This is a genomic window from Terriglobia bacterium, assembly GCA_020073205.1.
Lineage (GTDB): Bacteria > Acidobacteriota > Polarisedimenticolia > Polarisedimenticolales > JAIQFR01 > JAIQFR01.
Window position 1 is genome coordinate 1 of the sequence record JAIQFR010000204.1, and the last position, 2,763, is coordinate 2,763.

General features: G+C 65.8%; 3 protein-coding genes. All 3 read left to right on the forward strand.

Annotated features, from left to right (window positions below):
* Nucleotides 1-628 (forward strand): polysaccharide deacetylase family protein (locus tag LAO51_20405; protein MBZ5641108.1); only part of this gene is annotated, 628 nt, incomplete at its 5' end.
* A gap of 9 nt (nt 629-637) precedes the next feature.
* A complete protein-coding gene (locus tag LAO51_20410; protein MBZ5641109.1) occupies nt 638-2,191 on the forward strand; it encodes a cobalamin-dependent protein in 1,554 nt (517 codons plus the stop codon).
* The coding region (locus tag LAO51_20415; protein ID MBZ5641110.1) for a Gfo/Idh/MocA family oxidoreductase at nt 2,188-2,763 on the forward strand (576 nt) is incomplete at its 3' end. The genes LAO51_20410 and LAO51_20415, both read left to right, overlap by 4 nt.

Genomic DNA, 2,763 nt, shown 5'->3' on the forward strand with positions numbered 1-2,763 from the left:
GGCTTCGGCCTCGACAGCATCATCGAAACGGCGTCAGGCGCGACCCTGCTTTGGCGGTTTCGTCAACGCCGCAGTGAAGAGGCAGTACGCTCATGCTGGCCGCTTCGACGGCCCGGAGGTGATCTTCATCAAGCGGGTGCTCCAGCGCGGCCTGCCCGAGCCCGTGCGCGCGGCGATCACGGCGCGGCTCTTCGAAGAGCATGCCGGCGCCGAAGAGGCGACGGTCGCGCAGGAGCTTTACATGGATCTCGCCCAGCTCCGGGCCATGGTCCGCGCCGGGATGGAGGTGGGTGGCCACGGTGCCGATCACGTATGGCTCGACTCTCTCTCGCGTGCGGATCAGACGCATGAGATCGAACGGACCGCGGCGTTCCTCGCGCGGGTACATGGTCACCGACCGGCTGGCTGGGTCATGTGCTATCCCTTCGGCGCCTACAATGCCGACACGCTCGATCTCCTGCCCGACGCCGGGTGCGCCCTCGGGCTCACGACCCGGGTTGACCTGGTGCCGGACCTGCGGGCGCCCTTCGAGCTCGCCCGACTTGACACGAACGACTTGCCGTTCTCGGGCGATGCGCCGGTGAGTCAGTGGACTCGCCTCGCCGCCTCGGTTGGGACGCCAGCATGAGGTCACGTCATGGCTAAGGTGCTCTTCGTCAATCCGGTTGTCCGGGAGGAGGATGATCCGCGCCACGTGCCTTACGGGATGGCGCTCCTCGCCGCCCTCGCGGTCCGGGAAGGTCACCGTGTGCAAGTCTACGACGCGAACGCGTGGCGCGCCTCCGACGCGGTGCTACGGCAGGTCCTCGCCGCCGACCGGTGGGACGTCGTCGCCGTGGGTGGGATCACCACCGCGTACGCGAGTATCAAGCACATCGTCCAGGCCGCCAAGGAGACCGCACCGCTGGCGCTGGTCGTCCTCGGCGGCGGCGTGCTCACGAGCATGCCCCATGACATGATGCGGTTCCTGTCCTGGGTGGACGTGGGCGTCGTGGGCGAGGCCTTCATCTCGTTCATGGAACTGCTCCGGCGGGTGGACGCGGGCGATCCCGACTGGGCGGGCGTAAAGGGGCTCGTCTGGCGCGACTCGTCGGGAGCAAGCCGCCTCAACCCGGCCCAGCCGCTGATGGACGATATCGACCGGTTGCCTTATCCCGCGTGGGAGCTCTTCCCGCTCGACATCTACTTCAAGAACAGCATGGCGCTCTTCTCGGAGGAGGGGATGCTCGCGCGCCGCCGGCTCGACATCAACGCGAGCTACGGGTGTTCGCTCATCTGCCGCTTCTGCTTCCACCTCGGCATCTCGGGTGACATGACCATCGAGGAGACGGTGGGGGGCGAGCGTGACGTCAAGTTCACCTACGACCGCCAGATCCGGTACCACGACCCACGCTACGTGGTCGGCCTCGTCAAGTACGCACGCGAGCGCTTCGGCATCGACTTCGTCGCCTTCCTCGATGAAAACCTCATGACGATGCACCAGTACTCCGGCAAGCGGTGGCTGACCGACATCGCGCGCTTGTGGATCGAGGAGGGGCTTCAGCCTCAATGCATCCGCGACGGGGTGCCCCACGATCCCGAGCGATGCACGGGCGTGCACTGGGGAGGCACGAGCCACGCGACGCTCGTCAACCGCGAGCTGCTGACCACCCTGAAGCAAGCGGGGTGTTCCCACCTCCTGTACGGCTACGAGAGCTTCTCCGCGCGGGTCATGAAGACGGTCGGCAAGGGAGCTACTCCCGAGACGAACGAGCGGTCGTTACGGTGGACGCTCGAAGCGGACATCCGGCCCATTCCCAATCAGATGTTTGGGTTTCCCGACGAGGACTTCGACAGCATCTACGACAACGTCAAAGCCTGGGAGCGGCTCGGGCTCCAGGTCAAACCGTTCTTCGTGACGCCCTATCCGGGGACGGAGTGGTACTACACCTTCAAGAAGCAGATCCTCGAGCAGTACGGCGGGGACCTAGAGGCCTTCATCCTCGACCTCGGCGACGCCACGCGAGTGACAGCCGTCATCTGCAAGAAGTTCAACGCCGTGGAGCTGTACGGTCTTCGGGAGCTCATGGTCCAGCGAGACCTGCGGCACATCGCCCAGTACGAAGCGGAGTGGAATAAGCGGCATGCCGGGGCCACCACCCCGGGCCGCGCCGCGGAGCTGCCCATTATGTCGAGCAAGGAGGAACTGTGAAACTCGCGATTATAGGTCTCGGATCCATTGGTCGCCGCCATCTCCAGAACTTCCGAGTCGTCGGGGTGGAGACACTCACCGCGTACGACCTGGCGCCGGCCCAACGGGAGACCGCTGCCCGGCACTTCCCGTTCGCGACCGTGACTTCCACGCTCGAGGCTGCGCTCGACGGCGCAGACGGCGTCGTCGTCTGCACCCCGCCGGACTCGCATCTCGCCGTCGCGCGAATGAGCCTGGACCGAAGCGTGCACCTGATGATCGAGAAGCCGCTCACCCAGTCCGTCGACGGGGTAGAGGAGCTCCTTCGCGAGTGCGACGTCAAGGGGCTCCGTGTGCTCACCGCCTACAACTGGCGCTACTGGCCGCCCATGCAGCTGGTGGAACGGATGCTCAAGGAGGGGCGCATCGGTCCGGTACGGGCGGCGCGCACCGAGTACGCGTATCATTTGAGCACCCGCTACCCAGGTGCCGACTATCGCACGTTCTACATGGCCGACGTCAAGCAGGGCGGGGGCTGCCTCCTCGACGAGAGCCATGCCATCGACTACATGCGGTGGCTCTGCGGCGAGATC

Coding starts and splice junctions, on each gene's coding strand:
- LAO51_20410 (MBZ5641109.1), top strand. CDS start 638: ATGGCTAAGGTGCTCTTCGTCAATCCGGTTGTCCGGGAGGAGGATGAT.